The sequence below is a fragment of the Paenibacillus residui genome, assembly GCF_042677205.1.
Classification (GTDB): Bacteria; Bacillota; Bacilli; order Paenibacillales; family NBRC-103111; genus Paenibacillus_L; species Paenibacillus_L residui.
Map to the genome: position 1 here is coordinate 1 of NZ_JBHTIU010000062.1, position 23,279 is coordinate 23,279.

Below are 23,279 nucleotides of genomic sequence, written 5' to 3' on the forward strand. Positions count from 1 at the left end.
AATATTTCTTATCCATCGTCCCGATGGATAACCCTACCAGCTTACACAAACTTCTTGACGCTACCCTTTAACGGACCCAGATGACCTTATTTTCAAGAAATACTCGCGAAAGTAGAAGAATTCTGTGCAATAAGCGCGCCTATTTCCGTTAGTCTAAAAAAACGGCCTAAATTGACGAAATAGGGTCTCTCATGTCCGTTACCGTTTCATCGATGCTTAACCATCCGCTGGGACAACCTCTAGAACCGGGTTATTCATCTCCGAAAAAACCTCGTTAAGAGCTTTTTTTACCACATAAGAATTTTACAGCGTTAAGGCGGTGTAAAAAAAGATTCTTATTGGCATAAAAAGCTACCTCTAGAACCGGGTTGTTCATCTCCGAAAAAACCTCGTTAAGAGCTTTTTTTACCGCCGCCATTGCGGTGCTTCTTGGCATAGTCCCGGGGGGAGATGCCTTCAATTTTCTTGAAAATTCGGCTAAAATAAAACTCGTCCGAATAACCGACGCTGTTCGCTATCGATTTCAGCCGGTAATCCGACAGGACCAGCAATTCCTTGGCGCGGTCCACCCGAATATGGGTCAAGTAGTCAATGGGGCTGTAACCCGTATATTTCTTAAACAGCCGGGAGTAATGGCTGACGCTGAGGCCGGCCATCTGGGCAAGCTGCTCCAGCGAGAACGGTTCCTGGTAATGCCGGCTCATGTAATCCTGCGTTTTGTCAATCGCAGCCGTCGTGTTGCCCGTGATTTTCTGGGAGCGAAAATCCAGTATAATGTTAAGCATAAGCTCCTGCAGCATGATTTTGCGGCGCATCGCGGTAATCGGGCCCCTTCTTTTCCAGAGCACGACAAGCTGCTCCAGCAGATAGATCATCTGCGGGGGATTGTTCAACGTATACATGCCCTGCAGGGGAAAAGGACGGTCCTGCTCCGTATTGAAGCTCCAGACATCCTTATCCTGGAAGCATTCGGCGTAATGATAGCGGATAAAGTAATATTCCAACGGATCGAGCGGGTCTGTCCTGCGCTCAACGGTCATATCGGGGTTGAAGAAGAACAGCTTCCCCGGCTCGGCCGGATAGTGAGTGCCGTTAATAGTGAAGACCCCTTTGCCTTTAACGATAAGCCACATGGAAGGGTGACGGATTCGCCCGGGTTTATGGTGCCAATCCGCATCCGTTTTGTTATGTCCAATCAATTGCGGTGAGAATACGAGCTTGTTTAAAGCTGAGGCCAATTCGCCCGGTGTCAGCATGTCTAGCACATCCCATCGTCTTAATTTGCAGGCATTTCGTAGAGAGCCGCATTTGCAGATGGTGTGGAACGGATTACAACTGCTCCGACAGAAGTAAGTTCTCGCCGGGTATCTACGGAATTCGAACATTAGAAATAATCTACTACTATTATACCGGGTTTTGGCGGAAAGAGGAGACGTAATGCACGATAATACAATGCAAGAGTTAGAGACCAGACGTTATTTTGCCGCCGGTCTGCTGGAATGGTACGACCGGAATAAGCGCGATTTGCCCTGGAGAAGAACGTCGGACCCTTATCATATTTGGGTATCCGAGGTTATGCTGCAGCAGACCCGGGTGGATACGGTCATTCCGTATTATTTCCGGTTTCTGGAGAAGTTCCCGGATGTAGAGGCTCTGGCCCACGCACCGGAGGAGGAAGTGCTGAAGGCCTGGGAAGGCCTCGGCTATTATTCGCGGGCGAGAAATTTGCAGTCCGCCGTAAGAGAGGTGCACGAGCGCTACGGAGGGACGGTTCCCGACCGGAAGGAGGACTTCTCCTCGCTGAAGGGAGTAGGGCCGTATACGGCGGGGGCGGTGCTCAGCATCGCCTATAATGTGCCGGAGCCGGCGGTGGATGGCAATGTCATGAGGGTGCTGTCCCGCTTCTTCCTCATCGAGGACGACATTGCCAAAGGGCCTACGCGCGTGAAGATGGAGAAGCTGGCCCGGGAGCTGATCCCGGAAGGGGAGGCCGGCAGCTTCAATCAGGCGCTGATGGAGCTGGGCGCGACCGTATGCACGCCGCGGTCCCCTCACTGCCTCACCTGCCCGGTTATGGAACGGTGCAGGGGCAGGCTGGAGGGGAGAGCGGAGGAGCTGCCGGTCAAGACGAAGGCGAAGCCGCCGCGCATCGAGGCGAGGGCCGTTGCCCTGATCGAAGGCAGCGGCCCTCACGCCGGAAAGCTGCTCATCCGCCGCCGGCCCCGCCAGGGCCTGCTCGCCAATATGTGGGAGCTTCCCCACATAGAGATCGAGCGGCCTGCAGGAAAGGCGGCGGCAGCGCAGCAGGGGGCGGAGATGGAGGCGCTCGGCGCCGGGCTGGCGGAGACGGACGGGGTCACGGTGCTCCCGGAACGGTGGCTGATGGATGCGGAGCATATCTTCAGCCATATCCGTTGGGAGCTGGCCGTGTACCGGTGCCGTCTCGATCCCCGGTTCGAGGCTGCCGGGCTGCCGCCCCATTATCGCTGGCTCGATGCCGGCGAGATGGAGCGCTACGCCTTCCCGAATGTGTTCCTGCGCATTCTGGCTGAAGTCGGAATAGAACAAACTTAAGCTGTGTCTTGATGCTCTAGCGTATCTACTGACATTACGTCGCGTCCCAAAAGCGTATTAAAGACAAAAATCATTGTCAGTCCTTTGCAGATCAAATAGATTTCCGGGTTGAAACAGCGGATTGTGAGGCGAAATAGTGTTAAAAGTCAGGCTTTTTGAAAAAAAGTATCTATCTCGCCCGTATCCGCCCCATAGTAAAAGAGATATAAATGCGCGATGATCTGATGTGAAAGAGAACGGTTTGTACGTAAAATCGAACAATTAGACATGGGTGCGCCGTGAAGTCCAGCTTTTGTATGAATAATCGTACAGAAGGGCACACAGTTTCGATCCTCTATTGAACTGCTTCGTCAGAAGTTTTTCTCCGTAAGAGGTGTTTGTTGCTCCACCCATAGCTCCTGATAAATACCCGGACGCGACCTTAGCTCCTCGGGGCTACCCCTGTCGACGAGACGGCCTTCATGCAGCACCAGGACTTCGTCGGATTGCTGAGTAACATCTAGGCGATGGGTAATAAAGAGAAGCGTTACCCCCTTTAGCTCATTAATCATCTGCTTCAGTAGTCTTCGTTCTGTCCCTTGATCTAGAGCAGAAGTAGCCTCATCGAAGATAAGAATGGCCGGTTTGCGCAGCAGTGCACGCGCAATACTAATTCTCTGTCGTTCTCCGCCGGATATTTGCAGCGCTTGTTCGCCCACCCGAGTAAACAAGCCATCGGGAAGACGGGAAATCCAATCATCCAGCTGGGCGAGGCGAACGGCTTCCCAAACCTCCTCCATTCCGATGTTTTCCCGGCCGAATACGATATTGTCCAGAATGGTTCCGCTCCTTAGCCTTACATCCTGAGATACGCAAAGCACCTGACTTCGAAGCCAAGCAGGATCGAGTTGCGGCAAAGGAATTCCATTTAGGCAAACGCATCCGGATACCGGCTCGTATAGTCCGAGGAGCAGATCGACAAGAGTTGATTTGCCGGAACCTCGATAGCCTACTATAGACACGATGGCGCCGGAAGGAACTTGAAAGCTGACATCGTCCAGTATAGGTCGGCTGTCGTAGCGAAATGACAGACTCCTGGTCTCCAGTGTGATTGGCCCTTGGGGTATGCTGCCCGCGTTCGTCTTACGTACAGGAAACGCAATATCGGTTACCCGTTCCATCGAGGGGATTACCTTCATGGTGCCTATAACCATGTCAATCAGTGAGATTCCGAACGGTCTGAGCCAATTGTAAACGGCGACGAAGGCCACAAGAGAACCAATGGTCATTTTATTCTGAAGTACGAGCCAGCCGCCGGCCGTGTACATGAAAACGAGGAAGCTTGCGTTCAAGGAAGCATGGAGCAAGCGAACTTTATGATCCGCCAATACCTCGCGCCGGGTATGATTCCACTCCTGACGCAAGCAGTCCCGCAAATGTCCGATAGCTTTGGACTCTTTTCCTGCTGCCTTGATGAAGGCAGCCCCGGAGATGATTTCCCGTACTGATTCCGAGACTAAAGATTTATGACGAGCTGTTTCAGCGGCTTTCTGTTTGACGTGGCGGCCCAGAAGCTTCACGAGGGCTGCCTGTCCCGCCCATAATATGAGAACGATAGAAGCCAATGTAGGCTCCAGCACAAGCAAAACTGCCGAACCCGCCGTTATGGTCACTATGTGAAAAAGCATAAACCCGAGATGTCCGTTAACCAAATCCGTAATGGAATGTGTGTCGTCCAGAATACGTGTAAGCAAATCGCCTGTCCTGTTATTATGCAGCCAGCCGAGGGGGCGGTGCTGAATCCCGTTATACAAATCCGCCCTTCCCCGGCCGGCCAGCCGAATCATGAATCGTCCCCACACATCCTCCAGTATAATCATCATGCTCCCTATAATCGGTGCGGCTACCATGCATATTGTGACGGTGATGAGCAGATTCCAATTCTGCTCTGGAAACACGGTTTCCAGTATGTATTTGGACAGGAAGGGGGGTACCATGTATAGCAGGCTGCCAATTACATTTTTCATTAAAATCAGAAATAAGTTTGGCCAGTGGGGCAAAAGATTCTTCTTGGCATAAGCTGAAACGGCCGGCCATCTATCGGGTGAGGGCTGGGATTCGTTCATCCGAAACGCCTCCTCTCGGTGGAGCATCCGCAGCCTGCTCATGTTGTTCTTGTCGCCACATTCTGGCATACGGCCCCTGTTGACGTAGGAGCTGTTCATGGGTACCTACCTCTACCAGTTCTCCCTTGTCCAGCACGAGAATCCGATCAGCTAAGGCGGCTCCTCTCAAGCGATGGGTGATATTAATCCGGGTTAGGCTGCCTGCACAGGCTTCCAAAGCTTGATACACGGTGGCTTCACTAGTTTGATCCAGAGCGGAGGTCGCCTCATCGAGCAGCAGTATGTCGGGTTCCTTCACCATCGTGCGTACCAGATTGATAAGCTGTCGTTGTCCGCCGGAAAGGCGATTGCCGTTGAAATCGATCTCGGAATCGTAGCCGGAAGGCAGTTTGGACACGATATCCTCCGCTCCGAATGCTTTCATCCACTTATCCAACGTCCCCCGATCGGCATCACCGAGATAGGTTAAGTTGCGGAATAAGCTATCCCGGAACCATATGCCTTCCTGCATGATATATCCGATGCGGCTTCGGAGATGGGTCGCGTCCAGCTCGCGAATGGAGATACCGCCAATCCTAATTTCGCCTGCCGATGGTTCTCGCAGCCGTAGCAGCAGCTGGAGCAGCGTGCTTTTGCCGGCTCCGCTCGGTCCGACAATTGCGACATGCTCGCCGGGCAGGATCGTGAAGCTGAGATTGCGCAGCAAATCGCCTCGCGGCCCTGCAACATGGACATCATGAAATGAAATGGGCTGCTGCCGATAATCCGGTAGCTGGCGTAAACCGGGTTGCTTGCCTGACTCGACGGGCAGACACAAATACTCTATTATTCCGTGAATCCGCACCTTAATATCGGCAAAACTGACATACAGTCCGAAAAACGAGCGTGCCGGAGCATTGATTGCCGGAATATAAGCGAGAATAGTTACTAACTGCCCCACGGAAGCTTCCCCCTTAAACATCTGCCATCCCGCAAACAAAAAAACCAATGCCGGAGCCAACGAATCAGGGATGCGGGGAAAGGTTCTGTAAAGGCTGTCCTCAATATTCTCCTGAAACTTGAGGTCTGCCCATTTGCCCTGATCCGTTGCGAAATCCTCATATTCCCTTCGTTCGGTTCCATATAATTTGATTTGCTTGACCGTATCCAGTCTTTCCAGCAGGCTCTGGCGGAGCTTTGCGTCTTGGGCGACCAGTTTTTGTCTGGCGTTGCCCCTTTTGCGGCCGTAGATATGGACTGGAATAAACAGAATGAAGTATGATGCCAGAAGGACAATCGCAAGGGTCCAATTCCATTGGGCGATGACGGCTATCGCGGCACAGGCCAGCAAAAGCTCTTGTGCAAAGCCGGGAAGAGTAGCCAACCCAAACTGCTGGATCACCCTGGTATCCTGGGTACATCGCTGAAGGAGTTCACCCCTAGAGGTTTTCGTGGAGAAATCGGCAGAAGTGTGAAGTACGGAAGCCAATGTTTCTTCCGTTAACTCATAGGAAAGCCGGGTCATCGTCTTGGCGGATATATAGGCCCGAAGGGCGACGCATAGCTCCGCCAGCAGTAAGGCTCCCAATAACAGAAGGGAGATTCTGACCATTCCCTCGGCGCCGCGCAGCATGACCCCGTCCATTAGTCGACCAATGAGGAGAGGAGCGGCTGTCCCGCATACTACAGCTATTGCGGTAAGTAGGGAGATAAACAGGATGGCCCCCTTGGAACGAGTCAATTGTTTAACGAAAAAAATAAACCAATCCGGAAACTTCAGCAATTGAACGATCACTCCGTTCCATATAAATGGAAATTATGACTAGGGTAGCAATTGCGCGTTTAAAGTGTCAAACGGAGAAAAACAAATGTTCGTCTTTTGCCAATGTTCGAAGTGTCATGGGTTGTCCACATTTTCAGAAAACAGATACTCGCGAAATCTCCATTTTTCTCTTGTTTGCATAAAATTTGTTTTACAAATAGCTGTCGTCCTAAAATCACGCGATCAATACTATTCCTTACCGACTTAAAAACCATCCAATAGAAATAGGTTCCAGAAATGACGAGACTGAAAGGACGACGTTTAAAGGGCACGGCTCTTGATCTTCCGGTAAAACCATAAATAAAAGCAGGCTCGTCATAATGCCGGGCCTGCTTGCAATTTCAATTCAATAAATCTTGGTTCCTTACTTCTTGGCAGCTTCGTAGCGCTTGCCTACTTCGTCCCAATTGACAACGTTCCAGAATGCAGCGATGTAATCCGGACGTTTGTTTTGATATTTCAAATAATAAGCGTGCTCCCATACGTCCAGTCCGAGGATTGGGGTTTTACCTTCCATCAGCGGGCTGTCCTGGTTCGGAGTGCTGCTTACTTCAAGCTTGCCGTCCTTGTCGACGGACAGCCAAGCCCAACCGCTGCCGAAACGGGTTGCAGCAGCTTTAGCGAAATCTTCCTTGAACTTGTCGAAGCCGCCGAGTTCATTGTTGATGGCATCGGCCAGAGCGCCGGTAGGCTGTCCTCCGCCGTTAGGGCCGATCGTTACCCAGAACAAGGAGTGGTTAGCATGTCCTCCTCCGTTATTGCGGACCGCTGTGCGGATTGATTCCGGCACGCTGTTCAAATCGGAAATTAATTCTTCCACACTTTTGTTTTGTAATTCAGGAGCGCTTTCCAATGCCGCATTCAAATTCGTCACGTAGGTATTGTGGTGGCGGTCATGGTGAATCATCATGGTTTGCTCGTCGATATGGGGTTCCAGAGCATTGTTAGGGTAAGGTAGTGCTGGTAATTGATGTGCCATGATATAACCTCCTAATATTATGTAATTCGTTTCTTTATTTATTATCCAATATTTAAGATAATAAATCAACATTTATGTATCTAAAGTAGAAGCGGTTTTAATCAGCCCTGGAACTATCATACAGATATAATAGGTGAAAAATGCAAAATGAAAAAAATTCGGGCATTGCCTGAAGAAGCATTTTTGTGTACTATATTTTATTATTTGACTGAATAAACAGAGGCTACATATCCTATTACATAAATACTTTACAATGGTTCATACTGCGAATCGGCTTTAATTAGGTTGAACAAAATTACCTTTTTTTATTCTTAAAAAAGATGAATGGTCGTACAAATAAAATAAACGATATTAAATCGATGAAAGCGCTTGAAATGAAGCGTTTTCAAGAGAAATCTGAAATTTTTATTAATTTTTTTTAACAATTTGAAGGATTTTGACGATTTTTGTAGTAAAATAATATAACAAGCTCTTAGTTTAGTCCCGATGTTATAGAATCACTTAATCCAATGCTGCGGGGGAGACAGACATGATCGTACGTTCCTTTCATTTATCTGATTTTTATCCGGTAACCCAACTTTTGCAGGAAGTCTTGTCCGAGGAATGCTGTAAAGAGACCAAGAAGGCATTCAGCCGACAGTTGTCATTGGACAGTCAATTGGTGCTGGTCGCCGCCATTGAAGAAGAAATCATTGGACTGATTATTGGGACGATTGATGATAATAAAGGCTATTATTACCGGATCGCCGTTCATCCCGATCATCGGGGTAAAGGGGTTGGAAAGGCATTGATCAATTCGCTGAAGCAGAGATTCATCCATCGCAAGGTCAGCCAAATTGTCGTTACCGTCGATGCCCACAACGAACCTGTCCTTCCTTTGTACAGATCTTTAGGGTACAGTGCGAGCGATTTTCTCAAGCCTCTGAAGCCCCTACGTATCGTTAACGGTTAATGACATACACGAATCAGCAGACAAATGGACGATTAAGCATATCACTGATAGCCTTTAATGGCAGGATGATATGCTTTCTTTATTTTGCCGTACAGAATAGCTTCCGATTCCTATGAACGACATCGAATTCTATTTGACGATAAAATGTGTATTAAATGATTCACGCTTCCTCGAATGCTCGATAAATTTTTTCTGCTTAAAGCGGTTTGCAGGTATGGAAGACCTTGCTGCAGCGTCATAATGATGGAAGCGGGCGAGGGTGGTTATACCTGTTGGATCATGCTATATTCAAAACAGGGATTAATAAGAAGCGATGCTTATTTCCGGATACCGGTTAACTCTTGCAGCGAATGCCGGGGCTATAGAAGAGGGAAATTTATCGCTTCCTGAATAATAAGGTGTATGAAGTTATAATATTGCGGCAAACGGAGGTTTCGTCCATACAGCGCAGGGAGAAAGCGGTTTACAGGATTAACGCTTGCAAACCTGCCGTCCAAGGCTTACTCATCAAGAAATAAAGCAGAGGGTTGTTGTAGGCTTCGGCGGCACTTTTCCTTTGGAAACGGAATGGAAGCTTCATTATTGCCGTATTTATAGACCAAGTGGAAAGAAAGTCGGAGGACAGGTTTATGAACCCAGCCTTGGATGATGAGTGTAAAGACCCGGCCATTAAGGAGAGGAGAGAACAATCACACGGCAGCTTCGCGGCAGAATTGTGGGATTGGATCAAGTCTATCTCCGTTGCTCTATTGGTTGTGGTAATCGTTAATCAGTTCGTCTTCTCCCAGTCTATTGTGGACGGCCATTCCATGGAACCGACCCTGTCGAATGGGGAGAGGCTGTTTGTCAATAGAATTATCTACCGCTTTACAGCACCCCACTACGGGGATATTGTGATCTTCAAGGATCCGGCTCCCACAGGCGGCAGCAGGGACTATCTGGTTAAGCGCGTTATTGCGGAAGCGGGAGACTGGGTCGAAATCCGGTCTGGCAAGCTGTATGTGAACGATCAGTTGATGGAAGAGGATTATGTCAGCTCCCCTATTGAAGATGGCGATTTTGGACCCTATCAGGTGAAGGAGGGTCATCTGTTTGTTCTCGGGGATAACCGCCGGCGCAGTGCCAGCCGGGATAGCCGGACGTTCGGCGCTATCGCTCAATCTGCCGTGGTGGGGAAGGCGGTCTGGGTTATTTGGCCATTGAACAAGTTTGGAGGAGTCTGAGTCTCTTAAACTAGGAGGCTCGCAGCCCCGGAGCATAGAGAGGTGAGGCAAAATGAAGCTGCTGACAGGATCGGCGGGGAGAGAGGAATGGCTTGCGCTCAAGAAGGAAATCGTGGAGGCCGCTCCTAAGCTTGGCATCGACAAAATAGGCTTTACTACAGCAGACCCGTTCCTGGAGCTGAAGGATATTTTGCTGGAGCACCGGAGGAAGGGCTACGAATCGGGCTTCGAGGAGCCGGATATCGATAAAAGGGTATACCCTGATCGAAGTCTTGACGAACCTCGTTCCATCATCGCGATTGCGATTGCTTACCCGTCCAAGCTGAATAATCCTCCGAGGTCGGAGCCCGGGGCTTATCGGGGAATGATTTCGCGTTCGGCCTGGGGAACGGACTATCACCATGTTCTGAGGGACCGGTTAGCCAGATTGGAGGAGTTCATCCGCAGCCGGGTAGACGGAGCCCATATGGTCAGCATGGTGGATACGGGAGCCTTGGTGGACCGTGCTGTATCCGAGCGGGCGGGAATCGGCTGGAGCGGCAAAAATTGCGCGATCATCACTCCGGAATGGGGATCCTGGGTTTATTTGGGCGAGATGGTGACGAATCTTCCTCTGCCCCCGGATACGCCGATTACGGAAGAGTGCGGGGATTGTACGATCTGTATCGATGCCTGCCCGACGGGGGCGCTGGTTGGTCCCGGGCAGTTGAATTCTAATCGCTGCATTTCCTTCATTACTCAAACCAAAGGCTACGTGGAGGACGAATTCAAGGAGAAAATAGGAAATCGCCTATACGGCTGCGATACCTGTCAAATCGTCTGTCCCAAAAATAAAGGAATGAATTGGACGCATCAGCCGGAGCTGCAGCCCGACCCCGAGCTGGTGAAGCCGCTATTGAAGCCGCTGCTCACGATGAGCAACCGGGAATTCAAGGATAAATACGGGCAAAGCGCCGCCTCCTGGAGAGGCAGGAAGCCGATTCAGAGGAATGCGGTTATTGCGCTGGGGCATTTCCGGGACCGGACGGCCGTCCCGTTACTGTCCAAGCTGCTTCTGGAGGATCCCCGGCCGGAAATCCGGGCCACGGCGGCATGGTCGTTGGGGAGAATTGCCGGAGAAGAAGCGAAGGATGCCGTGCTTAAGGCGTTGGACAAGGAAACCGAAGATAAGGTCCGCGAGGAACTGGACAAGGCATTGGATAAATGGGCAGCGCCGGCTGACCCTGGGGCCGAGGAAAAACATGCAGTCAAGCCGCAATCAGCAAAATGAGCCGATGCGAAGGCAAGGGGGAGGTACAGTATGCCGCAGGCATTCTATGATGAGATGGAATCACCGGTCGGGCCGCTGGTATTGTGCGCCTCCGAACAGGGATTATGCAGATTGGAATTCGGGCGCTACAGCGAAGTGGAGAGCACCTTACAGAAATGGTGCCGGGAGAAGCTTTCGGCGGAGACGATTTTTCCGGACAAGCTGGTACTAAGGGAAACGGTAAAACAGCTTGAGGAATATTTTGCAGGAAAGCGGCTGGCTTTCAGGCTTCCGTTGGACTTGCGCGGAACCGCTTTTCAATTGCGGGTATGGAATGCCCTGCGGCAAATTCCTTACGGGGAAACCCGCTCCTACCTGCAGATCGGTCAGGCAATCGGATCTCCTAAGGCGGTAAGGGCGATAGGAGGGGCCAATCACAACAATCCGTTGTCGATTATTATTCCTTGTCACCGGGTCATTGGAGCCAACGGGGAATTGGTCGGATACGGCGGTGGGCTGCCGATTAAGCGATTTCTTCTGGAATTGGAAGGATGGAACGGTTAATGTTTGTCACAAGAGCCCGGACATGCTATCATTAATCAGGTTAGAAAGAAAATTAGAGGTCGAGGTGTCACCATGAACTATGTCATCCCCATTATAACCCTCATTGCCGGAATCGCCATAGGGTTTTTTGCCGGTGTCTTCTACTTGAGAAAGCAGATCGAGAAGATGCAGAGCAATCCGGACATGCTGCAGAAGATGGCAAAGCAGATGGGTTACAACATGAACAAACAACAGATGCAAAAAGTTCAACAGATGATGAAAAAGCAGAAGTTTAAATAAGGATAGCTTTATCCGAATATTTCGTGGGTTACGACCCGAGTTTGATGGATGTTTCATCGCCAAAATGGAATTATAAGCTGTACGGGATGCACCCCTTATAATTCTATTGAGGCAAACCAAGACAACGACCAAGAACGGTGAAAGTAGTCCAACGTACGAGATCCAGTGGTCGGGCAAATGGAGGTTATGCACATGGCTTTTCAGGAATACAGGAATGAGAAAGTGGCTGATCACCGTGAGGAGATAGAGGGCCACATCCGGGAAATTCTTCGTCTGATCGGAGAGGACCCTCGTCGCGAAGGCTTGCTGGAGACGCCTGCCCGAGTGACCCGAATGTATGAGGAGATTTTCGCCGGATACCATGCGGATCTGCGTGAAATTCTGGATGTCACGTTCGATGAGAAGCATGAGGAATTGGTCATCGTCAAGGATATTGTCTACTACAGCACCTGCGAGCACCATATGGCGCCCTTCTTCGGCAAAGTCCATATCGGATATATTCCAAGCGGCAAGGTAGCCGGCCTAAGCAAGCTGGCCAGACTGGTGGATGCGGTAGCGCGAAGACTGCAGCTGCAGGAACGTATTACCGCGGATATAGCGGACACTATGGTGGAAGTGCTGGAGCCTCACGGGGTTATGGTGGTAGTGGATGGACAGCACCTGTGCATGTGTTCCCGCGGCGTGAAGAAGCCGGAGAGCAAGACCGTCACTTCGGCTATCAGAGGAGTATTCCAGAAGGATGCCGCATTGAGGGCTGAGTTCATGTCCTTGCTGAAGGACTGAGCTGAAGGACTAAGCGGTTGATCAATGGAAGTCCGGGAGCTATTCTGGAACAATGGCACAGAGATGGGTTCAGCGAAGGATGCTGTTATTCTGTAGATAGCGTTAGATCCGATTTCTGCCCGGCTAGGGGAGCTGTCTAATAGAGTCGGTTCCACATGACTAAAAACAGTCTTAACCGGAAAATTGTATATGACTTCGAAAAAAGAGCGAGGTTAGTGGTCAAATTCCACTAACACTCGCTTTTTTGACGCTTAACGAACTTGAGAACCGCTATTGAAGTAAAAACCGGCACTTTTCAAAATTTAACGAAACTCAGGATAGTTATTATGGCAAAATGCTGCTCTATGACCTTCTATTTTGGTGAATAGCGACCGGTAGTTGCGTTAGAAAATGGGGCAGGCTTCTTTTGGGGAAATAGCGTTTTTATGTTTCGTTAGAAATGGGAACGGCCCCTTTCCTCACAATGACTCGCACAATGACTCGCACAATGACTGGCATGATGAGCTGCACGATGGCCTGCACGATAGAGAGCTCCAGTTGCCTGTTCACCAGATTTCATAGGAGCTATTGCAGTAGAGAGCTAAAACTCAGTAAGGCTGCCAACGCAGCTTGCGGGCTTGCTCAAATCTTTCGTTCACATGGTTCCAGTTGACCACGTTCCACCAGGCATCTATATATTTGGCCCTCTCGTTCTTATATTTCAAATAATAGGAATGCTCCCAGACATCGAGCACGAGAAGAGGGACGACATCCCACTGGGACAGGTTCTGATGCTTCTCCGCCTGGAGAATTTCGAGACGATGGCTGCGCGGACTCCAGACAAGGATGGCCCAGCCTCCTCCCTCTACCTTATTGGCGGCTTCCGAAAAATGCTTCTTGAACGAGGCAAAGCTGCCGAAGTCTTTGTTAATTTGCTGGGCAATCGGTCCGGTCGCCTTGCCTCCTCCTTTCGGAGACATGATGTTCCAGAAGATGGTATGCAAATAATGGCCGGCCCCGTTAAATGCCGCTTCTCTTTCCCAATGCTTGATAAGGGCAAAGTCTCCTGTTTGCCGTGCTCTGGCCATATTTTTCTCCGCCAGATTCAATCCGTCTACATAGCTTTTGTGATGCTTGTCGTGATGAATTCTCATCGTCTCGGCGTCAATGTGGGGCTCCAGTGCATCGTAGCTATAAGGAAGTGGAGGTAGCACATGCCCACCGATCGGGACGGGCTTCAGATCCGGAATCATCTGCGACCAGCTTCCTTCGCCGGCGGCGGTTAGCGGCTCGCCGCTCTCCCGGTGCAGGTGGACCTTCGCAACTTCTTCTCCGCCGGAGGCCTGGGAACGCGGTGCCGAATCGGTCCCGGTCCGTTCCGGCGGATTCGTGCCGGCCGCTTCCGATTTCCGGTAGGCGCCGGCTTCCTGGCCCTTGAAATTGGGTGAAGAGCCGGGGCTCGCTGCCGGGGAGCCTGCTTGCGGATGATAACCGAAGCCGGTCCAGACCGCCCCGGCTCCATAGCTGCCGTGCCATGGGGGCTCTTGCCCGCGATCATACATAAAGGCATCCAGCACGCCGAGGAAATATTCCGACTCGCGGATAATATGGCGCACGACGACCTGGGCCGTCGGATTCCCGGCAATGGCCTGGCTGTGGTGCAGCATATGCATAAGCTGCCGGACGAAGAGACGGGATTGACGGACCGACTCCTGCACCAGAGCTTGAACTTGCGAGTGGGCATAAGGAGAGATGCTTCCAGGGGAGCGTATCAGCGCCTCTATCCATTGAGTGGCCGTCATTTCCGTTCTTTCGAATACAGGCTCCCATTCCTCAAGCAGCTTCACATATTGCGGCTCCAAATTGCCGACCAGAGCACGGATAACTTCCGTATGCTCCTTCTCCTGCATTTTCCAGAACCGGATTTCTTCCAATAATCTCAATGGCATAAGCGGTCCGTAGACTCTCAGCATGGATCATTCCCCCTTGCATAAAATATGGCCGATTCCGACATAAACACTATTGTCAATGTATTCGATCGTCTAATTATGTATGCCTGAAAATTCAATGGACAGGGCCGTTGGATCCGGGGAGGACAAACAAATTTTGGTGCCTGCAGATAAACGATTCTTTACGCTCGGCGATGCATCGGGTATACTAGGTGTAATCGAGTTTCATAAGGTGAAACTTTGAGAGGGTGTGCACATGGTAGATGATAATAAACTGACGGTGCGTGCCGTTGAGCGCGCTCTAGATATTTTGTTATGCTTTACGGACGCTTCGGATTTAAGCTTGACCGAAATATCAGGCAGGGTAGGGCTTCATAAGAGCACCGTTCACCGGCTGATCGCTTCGCTGGAGAGCAAGGGCTTCCTGGTCAGGCATGCAGAAACGGATAAATTCCGGCTTGGCTTGCGGATTTGGGAGCTGGCTGCCGGCATGTCGCAGACGGATGACCCTGCGGTGCTGCTGCTGCCAGAGATGGAGAGGCTGCGCGATATCGTGGGAGAGACGGTCAGTTTGTATGTCCGTGACGGCTTGGAGCGGATTCGCATTCAAGCGGTTCAGAGCAACCAGGCCATCCGTCGGGTTGCCCGGGTTGGCGTAAGGCTGCCGCTGTATGTCGGCGCCTCCAGTAAAATTCTGGTGGCCTTCGCCGATCCGGAGACTCTGGAGGAGCTGAAGAAGTCGGAGGATTGGCCCAACGGCCCGGAACGCGAACGGTTTCTGGAACAAATCCGGGAGGCGAGAAGGCTGGGATATGCCACCAGCATTGAGGAGAGGGAGGAAGGGGCGGCGGCCATTGCCGCTCCGATCTTCAACCGCTCCCATAAGCTCGTCGCGGCTCTGGCGGTGTCCGGCCCGGCTAACCGGCTGACGATGGAGCAGATGAAGCAGGATGCTCCCATCATCGTCGAAGCGGCCAACCGGATGGGCAAGATGATTCGGTAATCGCTGGAGAACAAATACTGGAGAACAAATAACCGAATAACACAGCAATCCCCCCTGTGCGCATCGCACAGGGGGGATTGTCTTAACCGGGCGGGCTGTCAGCGGACAGCCTGCCGCTTTTATTTGCTTTCTCTCATCATTTGACGAAGAACGGTTTGCAGAATACCGCCGTTCCGGTAGTAGTCTACGTCAACCATGCTGTCGAGGCGGACGATCGCTTCGAATTCGAAGCTGGAGCCGTCTTCGCGGGTTGCCTTCACCTTGATCTTCTGTCCAGGCTGTACGTTGTCGTCCAGTCCGAGGATATCGAAGGTTTCGGTTCCGGTCAGACCGAGCGATTTCCAGCTCATGCCTTCAGGGAATTGAAGCGGCAGGACGCCCATGCCGACCAGGTTGCTGCGGTGAATCCGTTCGAAGCTTTCCGCGATAACGGCTTTAACTCCGAGCAGGAAGGTTCCTTTGGCCGCCCAGTCACGGGAGCTTCCGGTTCCATATTCCTTACCGGCCAGTACGATCAGCGGAGTGTTCTGATCCTGATACTTCATGGAAGCGTCATAGATGGACATCACTTCGCCGGTCGGCATATAAGTGGTTACGCCGCCTTCCGTGCCGGGTGCCACTTGGTTGCGGATGCGGATGTTGGCGAACGTTCCGCGCATCATCACTTCATGATTACCGCGGCGGGAACCATAGGAGTTGAAATCCTTTCTCTCCACTCCATGCTCCTGCAGATATTGTCCCGCAGGGCTGGTCGGCGAAATGTTACCGGCCGGAGAGATATGGTCCGTAGTTACCGAGTCGCCAAGCTGGGCCAATACTTTGGCTCCCTGGATGCTTTCGATCGAACCCGCCTCAGGGCTCAGGTTTACGAAGAACGGAGGCTCTTGGATATAGGTAGATTTCTCATCCCATTGATACAGTTCGCCTTCGGCAACATCCAGCTCGTTCCAGCGCTGGTTGGCGCGGTATACATCTTTATATTTCTCTTGGAACATAGCCGGGCTCAGAGACAACTGGATCGCTTCCTGAATTTCCTGGTTGGAAGGCCAAATGTCCTTCAAGTAAACCGGCTCGTTGTTATTGTCATAGCCGATCGGATCTTTAGTCAGGTCGATATCGACGGTACCGGCCAGAGCGTAGGCGACAACGAGCGGAGGAGATGCCAGATAGTTCGCTTTCACCTGGGCATGAATCCGTCCTTCGAAATTCCGGTTACCGCTCAGTACGGCCGCAACGGTCAGGTCGTTGTCGGCAATCGCTTTGGAAACTTCATCCGGAAGCGGTCCGCTATTACCGATACAAGTGGCGCAGCCATATCCCGCAACGTGGAAGCCCAGCTTCTCCAGCGGCTCGATCAATCCGGCCTTGGTCAGATATTCCGTAACGACCAGCGACCCCGGAGTCAAGCTGCTCTTCACGTAGCCCGGCTTCGTTAATCCGCGCTCTACCGCTTTCTTCGCCACGAGACCCGCTCCAACCATAACGCTCGGATTGGAGGTGTTCGTACAGCTGGTGATCGCCGCAATAACGACTGCACCGTTCTTCATGGTAGAGGTTTCGCCGTTCGGATGGGAGACTTTAACCTCTTCCTTCAGCTTCTCTTCGCTCAGCCCGTATCCGCCCTTCTCCACAGGGGTGCGGACGATGGTGTTGAACGATTCCTTCATCTCTGTCAGCTCTACGCGGTCTTGAGGACGCTTCGGTCCGGCCAAGCTGGGAACGACCGTGGAGAGATCCAGTTCAATGACGTCCGTATATTGCGGGTCCGGAGAATCGCTCGTACGGAACAGTCCTTGCGCCTTGTAATAGGCTTCAACGAGAGAAATTTGCTCTTCACTGCGGCCGGTCAGTCTCAAGTATTTCAACGTTTCTTCATCTACAGGGAAGAATCCGATGGTCGCCCCGTATTCAGGCGCCATGTTGGCGATCGTAGCACGGTCAGACAGGCTCAAGCTGTCCAATCCCGGTCCGAAGTACTCTACGAATTTGCCGACTACGCCTTTCTTCCGCAGAATTTGGGTAACCGTCAGAGCTAGGTCGGTTGCGGTTGCTCCTTCTGCCAGACTTCCGGTCAGCTTGAATCCGATAACTTCAGGTGTAACGAAGTATAGAGGCTGTCCGAGCATACCCGCCTCGGCCTCGATTCCTCCAACTCCCCAACCAACGACACCAAGACCGTTGATCATCGTCGTGTGAGAGTCCGTTCCGACGAGGGAATCCGGGTAAACTTCAAGCTCTCCGTCTACAGATTTCGTAGCCGCTACAGAAGCCAGATATTCCAGGTTCACTTGGTGAACGATTCCGGTATCCGGAGGAACGGCACGGAAGTTATCGAAGGCTGTCTGCGCCCAGCGGAGGAACCGGTAGCGTTCTTCGTTTCTTTCAAACTCAATCTTCTCATTATAAGCAAGAGCTTCGGAATTTCCGAAGGAGTCGACCATTACGGAGTGGTCGATAACCAAGTCCACAGGAACCAGCGGGTTAATCTTCTTCGGATCTCCGCCGGACCGTTGAACCGTGGCACGCATAGCTGCCAGGTCTACGACAACGGGTACCCCTGTAAAGTCCTGAAGCACGATCCGCGCGGGGATGAACGGGATTTCCTTGTTAGGATCGGAGTTGTCTGCCCAACCGGCAATTTGTTTAACATGTTCGTTGGTAATGGCTCTTCCGTCAAATTGGCGAACCGCCGCTTCCAGCAATACCTTGATGGAATAAGGAAGCTTCGTGATGGAGCCGAACCCTTGTTCCTCCAGCTTGCTTAGGCTGTAGTACACGTACTCTTGGTTGTTGACCGATAGAGACGTCTTGACAGAAAAATGGTCTTTTCTTGGCATGGAGTATCCCTCCTATGAAGTAATAAAAGAAAAATCAGTAATCGTTTCATCTGGTGAAATCCGATTTCACGATTGAGCTTCATCTATAGTATACCTTTTCCCGGAGACACAGTAAACCCTTTTTTCAAATATCAGCAAGTATAAGGATGACCCGCAAATAACCGTAAATTCAACGACTACACCTTGTAATATTCCGCGAGCCGACGCTTGAACTGAGCAATTTCTTTTAACATTCTTTCCAAACTGAAGGAATTAAACATTTTCCAAATTTTTATCTCATATAGTGAACCAATTGAAGGATTGTATAGGAAACGTCCGGAGCTTGTCAACCGGACCGGGACATCCCGTATAATGGAATGTTTAAACGCAGGTTGAAGCAGGGGGAATGAGGATGAGCTGGAAATCCGTCATTTATGAATATGTGGACAGACGCAACCGGATGGAGCTCGACTATTCGGTGAAGCCGGTGCTGCCTTATTTGTGGGATGAGGAATACTTGGATAAGCTGTCCAAACATATGCGCAGGCTGGCTGCCGTTCATAGGGAAAGAGGGCTTGCTCCTGTGCAGAGCGAAACCAGAGTGAAGCTGATCTATTCACAAGAAATAGAAGGGATAGTCACGGCCGATGTGGAATTGCGGCGAAGCTTTGAATATGATGTGTTAAACCGGAGGCAGAAGGAAGAACGAATTGAACGCGAACGTTTATCCCTTCGTCAGAGAGGAAGTCATTGGATCATCAGCCGGGTCGAGAGACCGCCTTCCTCTGAGCATGAGCCGGGCTCGGGAAGAGTCGAATATGCCGTCAACCCTTACATGGGGGATTGGGAAGCGGTCAGCCAGCCGGAGGATAGTGCGTACGCCCTTATAGCGGGGATGAAAACCTGCTCCATGCCGTATTTGAACAGGGAAATTTTCCCTGCGCAAAGAATGTCTCATCGAGTGGCACCTTATGATCGGGCGCAAGCGGTACGCTATGCGGATATGTGGTGGGACTCCTATAACCCCGAGTATCTGGCCTTCGACGTTAACTGCACGAATTACGTATCCCAGTGCCTCTTTGCAGGCGGTGCTCCAATGAACTATACTGGAAAAAGAGAATCCGGTTGGTGGTACCGGGGAAAAAGCGGCAAGCAGGAAAACTGGAGCTTCAGCTGGGCGGTATCCAACAGTTTGCAGCAGCATCTGCACAGCAGCAAGGCAGGATTGCGGGGGATAAGAGTCGCTTCCCCGAAGCAGCTTCAATTAGGAGACGTCATATGCTACGATTGGGACGGTAACGGACGATTCCAGCATACGACGATCGTTACCGCATTCTCGGCAGACGGCTCGCCTTTAGTCAATGCCCAAACGGTGAACAGCAAGCATCGTTACTGGGATTACCGGGACTCCTATGCTTGGACCGACCGGACCGATTACCGCCTGTATCATATCCCGGATTGGTTGTAATCGAAATATACATCTTTGGACCAGACATCTTTGACTATACTTAACCGGAGGTACACATGGACAAAAAAATACGGGTAGGGCTAGTTTACGGCGGCAGGTCCGGGGAGCATGACGTTTCTCTGCAGACCGCGCTGGCCGTTATCCAGGCCTTCGATCATTCGAAATACGAAGTTTATCCATTCTATATCACCAAGCAAGGGGAATGGCGCACCGGCAAAGCGTTGAACGGTCCGGTCGGCAATCTTCAGGCTCTCATTTCTCCCGAACAGCCGGATGCTTCAAGCCCGGACAAGAACGATCCATCGGGTATTGCCCTTATGCCATTGTTCGCCTCCGGAGGAGCGGCGGAGACTGCGGTCACCGAAGCTGCGGAGCACCCCGGGACGCTGGATGTCATATTCCCTCTGCTGCATGGAACCTACGGGGAAGACGGTACCCTGCAGGGGATGCTGGAAATGGCCAACATCCCTTATGTCGGAGCGGGAGTATTGGCTTCGGCGGTCGGCATGGATAAGGTCACGATGAAGAAGCTGTTTGCGCAAGAGGGGCTTCCTCAATGTATATACCGCCATTTTACCAAGGCTCAGTGGGCTAAGGATCAGGCTTTCTTCCTTATGGAAATTGAAGTGGCCGTAGGCTATCCTTGCTTCGTCAAGCCGGCCAATCTCGGTTCCAGCGTCGGAGTATCGAAGGCGTCGGACCGGGAGGAGCTGCTGGAAGCGGTCCAACTGGCTTTCAAATATGACCGCAAAGTTATTGTCGAAGAGTATGTGTCCGCCCGCGAAATCGAGGTGGGTGTACTCGGCAATGAGGAGCCGGAAGTATCCGTAGCAGGTGAAATTGTATCATCGAATGATTTCTATGATTACAAGGCAAAGTATATAGACGGCAAATCGGCCATGATTATTCCCGCGGAGCTTCCCGAGGAGAAGGCTCAGCAGATCCGGGAGCTGGCTCTTCGCGCTTTTCAGGCGATTGACGGATCGGGGCTTGCCAGGGTGGATTTCTTCCTGGACAAAGCGAGCGGGCAAGTCTACATTAATGAAATAAATACGATGCCCGGATTTACTCCGTTCAGCATGTATCCCCTGTTGTGGAAGGCGTCCGGCAAGACCTATCCTCAGCTGCTGGATGATCTGATCCGCCTCGCTTTCCAAAGACATGAGGACAAGAACAGCATTCAATACACTTTTGACGAAAATTAGATTAGCAGCTTCGCCCTGAAATTGTCTGAAAATAAAGTGATTTGCACTCATTTATTATTTTTTTATAACGACTATCATGCATCCATGAGGCCATGGATAATTTCTGGAGACTAAGAGCAGAAAGGGGAATACTTATGGGATTTCAAACGGAATTCAACTCAGTCTGCAAGTTTAAATCAGAGCAGGAAATGTACGAGCTTCTGGAATATGGCATGACGAAAATGGTCAAGAACGGGTTCCGGGTATACCCGACCGGCCAGAAGGTGATAGCCTATACTCCGGAAAATCAGGCGATTGCCATCGTGCAAATCTTCGCATCCGTCGCCGAAATCAACTTCCAGGGCGAGGAAGTTACTTCCGTAGAGATGAAGCTGGTTCGCAAGCTGACGGAAGAAGAGGCCAGAGTACAGACGGCGCTTGCTCACGAAATGTATTTTGGTGAGCAGGAATCTTGACCGGACGAGTTATATAGAAGGAGCCGTGTTTTTTTAATTTGACGGTTGCCTGGAAAACAGTCTGCATGGACAAGCTTGTCCACGCAGGCTGTTTTGCTTTTGTTATTTTGGAAAGGAAGTGGCGGGTTGCCGACATTCAGGCGGATGAGCGGCCGTTCTGCGGAGAAACGATTTTAGCGACGACCGGTAAGCATTACACAACTGTTAACGCCCGTAGTTGCGAAGGCTTCAGGACAGGCTGGAACAGACCCGGAGGGTTCCACGGAGATTCGTATTCCGGGGCCGGCAGACCGCTGGGAAAACGTGAAATTAGCCGGGTGGACGCCTTTGACAGCCGGTCTTAGCTATGTCTCTTTGTGAAAAATGACGGAAACTTAGGTATAACTATTCATTTTAGGTCGTCCGATGCCGATAAAATAGGAAAATAGTTGTATTTTTATTTTATCAGTCGGGAGTGTGGTCGCAGAGATGAGATTCGGAATCGTCAAGAAGATGGTGCTGGGTATTACACTCGTATCCCTAACCACGTATGGAACCAGTGCCCTGTTTATTTTTGTCCTGAAGGATATCATTGCCGGCGGGATGTCCGATTGGCTATATATTTCGATTATCTTGGGACTTGGAGTATTCTGGACGGGCTTCCTGGGCTGGATTGCGGCCAATTGGCTGATCAAGCCGCTTCTGAAGCTTACAGAAGCGGTCAATGAGGCGGCTACCGGGAATTTGCAGGTCACTATGCCGGTTCATCATTCCAGAGATGAGCTGAGCGCGCTTAGCCAATCCTTTAATAAAATGGTTATGAATTTGAAGCAGATGATTGCCGAGGTTTCCAATAACGTTCAATTTACAAATCAAAATGCGGCTGCCCTTAGCGGAGCAATTACGCAGGCGGCCCATCAGGTCGAAACCATCGCCAGCACGATCGATGATATAGCGCAAGGGGTAGAGAAGCAGGAGAAGTCTACGCTCAGCACCTTCAATTCGGTAGAGCGGATAACCCAGGCGGCGGAGGATGTCAGCGAGAAAGCCCGCTCCGCATCGAATTTGGCCAAGGATATGGTCGGTGCCATTGAGGAGAGCGGGGAGGTCGTGCATACGCTGGTTAACGGGCTGTTCGACCTCGCCAAGGCTAATCAGCAAACCATCGAGCTGGTACGTGAGTTGGATCGCAATGCGATAGAGATCGGGAATATATCGCAAGTTGTAGGAGATATTTCAGACCAGACCCATTTGCTCGCATTGAATGCTTCTATTGAATCGGCCAGGGCGGGTGAGCACGGGGCAGGGTTCGCCGTAGTTGCAGGAGAAATCCGCAAGCTGGCGGAGCAGAGCTCGGCGGCCGTCAGCAGCATTAACGACCTGATCCAGCAAATTCAGAAGCATGTAGCCAACGTGGTCACGAATATTACGAATCAGGTCCAAATGGTGGAATATGAAAGCTCCAAAGGGGAACGGGTTAAGGAGGCGCTGAACCGGATCACTACGGCAACCCACGAAACTTCCGTATCGGTAGACCGCATTGCCGAAGTGGTGACGGATCAAGTGCGCCAGATAGAGAATACACTTGAAGAAACACGGGAAATTGCTAAGATCGTCAAGGTGATATCCGAAGGCGCTAAGCAGGTTGCGCTATCCACTCAAGAGCAAACGGCGGTGATGCAGGAAATTGCTTCATCTTCGGAAGTCCTTAAGGAGCATGCCGACTCCCTGAACGATAAGGTCAAAGTATTCCATCTATAAGTGAATGCCGATTAGACGTTTAATAGGTAAGCCTTCTTTGTTGCGTAAAAATCCGCTGTTCTTGCTGCCTTGCAGAAGTGCAGCGTTTTTTTTCTACGGCTGACCAATTAACTAACAAGGATTTCCAATGACCTTCGTCGAAGTATTTTTTACAT

General features: G+C 51.0%; 19 protein-coding genes. 13 read left to right on the plus strand and 6 right to left on the minus strand.

What is annotated here, in order from left to right; genetic code table 11:
* Positions 1 to 392: 392 nt before the first annotated feature.
* Positions 393 to 1,256: an AraC family transcriptional regulator gene (locus ACFQ03_RS17065; RefSeq protein WP_379289619.1), complete on the minus strand. Its 864-nt coding sequence runs from the start codon at positions 1,254 to 1,256 to the stop codon at positions 393 to 395.
* 181 nt (positions 1,257 to 1,437) lie between these two features.
* Between ACFQ03_RS17065 and mutY the strand changes: the two genes are divergently transcribed.
* Positions 1,438 to 2,574: an A/G-specific adenine glycosylase gene (gene mutY / locus ACFQ03_RS17070; protein ID WP_379289621.1), complete on the plus strand. Its 1,137-nt coding sequence runs from the start codon at positions 1,438 to 1,440 to the stop codon at positions 2,572 to 2,574.
* Positions 2,575 to 2,924: 350 nt separating this feature from the next.
* Here the strand turns inward: mutY and ACFQ03_RS17075 are convergent, their stop codons facing one another.
* From ACFQ03_RS17075 to ACFQ03_RS17085, 3 genes are all read right to left on the minus strand, one after another.
* On the minus strand, positions 2,925 to 4,679 hold the full coding sequence (locus ACFQ03_RS17075) for an ABC transporter ATP-binding protein (RefSeq protein WP_379289623.1): 1,755 nt from the start codon (positions 4,677 to 4,679) through the stop codon (positions 2,925 to 2,927).
* A complete protein-coding gene (locus ACFQ03_RS17080; RefSeq protein ID WP_379289625.1) occupies positions 4,651 to 6,441 on the minus strand; it encodes an ABC transporter ATP-binding protein in 1,791 nt (596 codons plus the stop codon). Before ACFQ03_RS17080 ends, ACFQ03_RS17075 begins: the two co-directional genes overlap by 29 nt.
* A gap of 403 nt (positions 6,442 to 6,844) precedes the next feature.
* On the minus strand, positions 6,845 to 7,459 hold the full coding sequence (locus ACFQ03_RS17085) for a superoxide dismutase (protein WP_150959254.1): 615 nt from the start codon (positions 7,457 to 7,459) through the stop codon (positions 6,845 to 6,847).
* 529 nt (positions 7,460 to 7,988) lie between these two features.
* On the opposite strand from ACFQ03_RS17085, the gene ACFQ03_RS17090 reads away from it, so the two are divergent.
* From ACFQ03_RS17090 to folE, 6 genes are all read left to right on the plus strand, one after another.
* Positions 7,989 to 8,411 (plus strand): GNAT family N-acetyltransferase, encoded by a 423-nt coding sequence (locus ACFQ03_RS17090; protein ID WP_144934476.1) that lies wholly within the window; start codon positions 7,989 to 7,991, stop codon positions 8,409 to 8,411.
* 629 nt (positions 8,412 to 9,040) lie between these two features.
* The gene (lepB, locus tag ACFQ03_RS17095; RefSeq protein WP_379289628.1) at positions 9,041 to 9,634 is read left to right on the plus strand and encodes a signal peptidase I; all 594 of its coding nucleotides are present in this window, start codon (positions 9,041 to 9,043) and stop codon (positions 9,632 to 9,634) included.
* Positions 9,635 to 9,686: 52 nt separating this feature from the next.
* Positions 9,687 to 10,904 (plus strand): tRNA epoxyqueuosine(34) reductase QueG, encoded by a 1,218-nt coding sequence (gene queG / locus ACFQ03_RS17100; RefSeq protein WP_144934481.1) that lies wholly within the window; start codon positions 9,687 to 9,689, stop codon positions 10,902 to 10,904.
* Positions 10,905 to 10,934: 30 nt separating this feature from the next.
* A complete protein-coding gene (locus ACFQ03_RS17105) occupies positions 10,935 to 11,447 on the plus strand; it encodes a methylated-DNA--[protein]-cysteine S-methyltransferase (protein WP_144934484.1) in 513 nt (170 codons plus the stop codon).
* Between the two features lie 72 nt (positions 11,448 to 11,519).
* Positions 11,520 to 11,726 carry a YneF family protein gene (locus ACFQ03_RS17110; protein WP_144934487.1) on the plus strand — a complete coding sequence of 69 codons (207 nt, stop codon included), beginning with the start codon at positions 11,520 to 11,522 and terminating at the stop codon, positions 11,724 to 11,726.
* Between the two features lie 192 nt (positions 11,727 to 11,918).
* Entirely contained in the window at positions 11,919 to 12,509 is a 591-nt protein-coding gene (gene folE, locus ACFQ03_RS17115; RefSeq protein WP_144934490.1) for a GTP cyclohydrolase I FolE, read from the plus strand.
* Between the two features lie 587 nt (positions 12,510 to 13,096).
* Here the strand turns inward: folE and ACFQ03_RS17120 are convergent.
* Positions 13,097 to 14,461, minus strand: coding sequence for a Fe-Mn family superoxide dismutase (locus ACFQ03_RS17120; RefSeq protein ID WP_379289631.1), 1,365 nt, complete (start codon positions 14,459 to 14,461; stop codon positions 13,097 to 13,099).
* Between the two features lie 232 nt (positions 14,462 to 14,693).
* On the opposite strand from ACFQ03_RS17120, the gene ACFQ03_RS17125 reads away from it, so the two are divergent.
* Positions 14,694 to 15,440 (plus strand): IclR family transcriptional regulator, encoded by a 747-nt coding sequence (locus tag ACFQ03_RS17125; protein WP_379289633.1) that lies wholly within the window; start codon positions 14,694 to 14,696, stop codon positions 15,438 to 15,440.
* Positions 15,441 to 15,559: 119 nt separating this feature from the next.
* Here ACFQ03_RS17125 and acnA read toward each other — a convergent pair whose 3' ends face one another.
* Positions 15,560 to 18,277 carry an aconitate hydratase AcnA gene (gene acnA / locus ACFQ03_RS17130; protein ID WP_144934499.1) on the minus strand — a complete coding sequence of 906 codons (2,718 nt, stop codon included), beginning with the start codon at positions 18,275 to 18,277 and terminating at the stop codon, positions 15,560 to 15,562.
* 391 nt (positions 18,278 to 18,668) lie between these two features.
* Here acnA and ACFQ03_RS17135 point away from each other — a divergent pair, with 391 nt between their 5' ends.
* From ACFQ03_RS17135 to ACFQ03_RS17155, 5 genes are all read left to right on the plus strand, one after another.
* Positions 18,669 to 19,724: an amidase domain-containing protein gene (locus ACFQ03_RS17135; protein WP_313960572.1), complete on the plus strand. Its 1,056-nt coding sequence runs from the start codon at positions 18,669 to 18,671 to the stop codon at positions 19,722 to 19,724.
* 56 nt (positions 19,725 to 19,780) lie between these two features.
* Positions 19,781 to 20,929 (plus strand): D-alanine--D-alanine ligase, encoded by a 1,149-nt coding sequence (locus ACFQ03_RS17140; protein WP_379289636.1) that lies wholly within the window; start codon positions 19,781 to 19,783, stop codon positions 20,927 to 20,929.
* Between the two features lie 134 nt (positions 20,930 to 21,063).
* Complete coding sequence (locus ACFQ03_RS17145; protein WP_144934509.1) at positions 21,064 to 21,384, plus strand: hypothetical protein; 321 nt, start codon at positions 21,064 to 21,066, stop codon at positions 21,382 to 21,384.
* Positions 21,385 to 21,449: 65 nt separating this feature from the next.
* Entirely contained in the window at positions 21,450 to 21,728 is a 279-nt protein-coding gene (locus ACFQ03_RS17150; protein ID WP_379289638.1) for a hypothetical protein, read from the plus strand.
* 124 nt (positions 21,729 to 21,852) lie between these two features.
* Positions 21,853 to 23,124 (plus strand): methyl-accepting chemotaxis protein, encoded by a 1,272-nt coding sequence (locus ACFQ03_RS17155; RefSeq protein WP_379289640.1) that lies wholly within the window; start codon positions 21,853 to 21,855, stop codon positions 23,122 to 23,124.
* Positions 23,125 to 23,279 lie beyond the last annotated feature (155 nt).

Excerpts from the sequence above, each read along its gene's own strand:
- folE (WP_144934490.1), top strand. The coding sequence starts at position 11,919 with ATGGCTTTTCAGGAATACAGGAATGAGAAAGTGGCTGATCACCGTGAG.
- ACFQ03_RS17155 (WP_379289640.1), top strand. The coding sequence starts at position 21,853 with ATGAGATTCGGAATCGTCAAGAAGATGGTGCTGGGTATTACACTCGTA.
- ACFQ03_RS17090 (WP_144934476.1), top strand. The coding sequence starts at position 7,989 with ATGATCGTACGTTCCTTTCATTTATCTGATTTTTATCCGGTAACCCAA.
- ACFQ03_RS17065 (WP_379289619.1), bottom strand. The coding sequence starts at position 1,256 with ATGCTGACACCGGGCGAATTGGCCTCAGCTTTAAACAAGCTCGTATTC.
- queG (WP_144934481.1), top strand. The coding sequence starts at position 9,687 with ATGAAGCTGCTGACAGGATCGGCGGGGAGAGAGGAATGGCTTGCGCTC.
- mutY (WP_379289621.1), top strand. The coding sequence starts at position 1,438 with ATGCACGATAATACAATGCAAGAGTTAGAGACCAGACGTTATTTTGCC.
- ACFQ03_RS17125 (WP_379289633.1), top strand. The coding sequence starts at position 14,694 with ATGGTAGATGATAATAAACTGACGGTGCGTGCCGTTGAGCGCGCTCTA.
- ACFQ03_RS17085 (WP_150959254.1), bottom strand. The coding sequence starts at position 7,459 with ATGGCACATCAATTACCAGCACTACCTTACCCTAACAATGCTCTGGAA.
- ACFQ03_RS17075 (WP_379289623.1), bottom strand. The coding sequence starts at position 4,679 with ATGAACGAATCCCAGCCCTCACCCGATAGATGGCCGGCCGTTTCAGCT.
- ACFQ03_RS17120 (WP_379289631.1), bottom strand. The coding sequence starts at position 14,461 with ATGCTGAGAGTCTACGGACCGCTTATGCCATTGAGATTATTGGAAGAA.
- acnA (WP_144934499.1), bottom strand. The coding sequence starts at position 18,277 with ATGCCAAGAAAAGACCATTTTTCTGTCAAGACGTCTCTATCGGTCAAC.
- ACFQ03_RS17145 (WP_144934509.1), top strand. The coding sequence starts at position 21,064 with ATGGGATTTCAAACGGAATTCAACTCAGTCTGCAAGTTTAAATCAGAG.
- ACFQ03_RS17105 (WP_144934484.1), top strand. The coding sequence starts at position 10,935 with ATGCCGCAGGCATTCTATGATGAGATGGAATCACCGGTCGGGCCGCTG.
- ACFQ03_RS17135 (WP_313960572.1), top strand. The coding sequence starts at position 18,669 with ATGAGCTGGAAATCCGTCATTTATGAATATGTGGACAGACGCAACCGG.
- ACFQ03_RS17150 (WP_379289638.1), top strand. The coding sequence starts at position 21,450 with ATGGACAAGCTTGTCCACGCAGGCTGTTTTGCTTTTGTTATTTTGGAA.
- ACFQ03_RS17140 (WP_379289636.1), top strand. The coding sequence starts at position 19,781 with ATGGACAAAAAAATACGGGTAGGGCTAGTTTACGGCGGCAGGTCCGGG.
- lepB (WP_379289628.1), top strand. The coding sequence starts at position 9,041 with ATGAACCCAGCCTTGGATGATGAGTGTAAAGACCCGGCCATTAAGGAG.
- ACFQ03_RS17110 (WP_144934487.1), top strand. The coding sequence starts at position 11,520 with ATGAACTATGTCATCCCCATTATAACCCTCATTGCCGGAATCGCCATA.